This is a genomic window from Halobellus captivus (assembly GCF_007655485.1).
Lineage (GTDB): Archaea > Halobacteriota > Halobacteria > Halobacteriales > Haloferacaceae > Haloquadratum > Haloquadratum captivum.
In genome coordinates this window covers 10,248-10,565 of the sequence record NZ_VJXQ01000001.1, presented here as the reverse complement: position 1 = coordinate 10,565, position 318 = coordinate 10,248, and the positions used below count along the sequence as shown (strand labels likewise).

Annotated in this window: 1 protein-coding gene; it reads right to left on the bottom strand. The window is 59.4% G+C overall.

Annotated elements, in window-relative coordinates; all coding sequences use genetic code 11:
• Positions 1–318 (bottom strand): amidohydrolase family protein (locus FJT57_RS16510; protein ID WP_203229099.1); only part of this gene is annotated, 318 nt, incomplete at both ends.

Genomic DNA, 318 nt, shown 5'->3' with positions numbered 1-318 from the left:
TCCAAAAAGCCGAGCGTGTGCGTCTCGATCATCTCCTCGTACCCCGCGCGGACGTACTCGTCGAGACCCGAACCACCAGTATGGAAAACGATGGGATAATCCATCTGCTCGCAGCGCTCGTAGATCCGGTCGTACTTCCGATTGCCTAATGGTGGGCTTGCACCCGCGGTGACGAAACACGCGCCCACATAGGCGTCTTCGTCCTCGACGCGTTCGAGGATGTCGAGGGAAGCGTCGACGTCGCCGTAGGGGATCGGCGCGAGGCCGTAGATTCCCTCGTCGGGATCGAGCACCTCTTCGAGCATATACTCGATATAG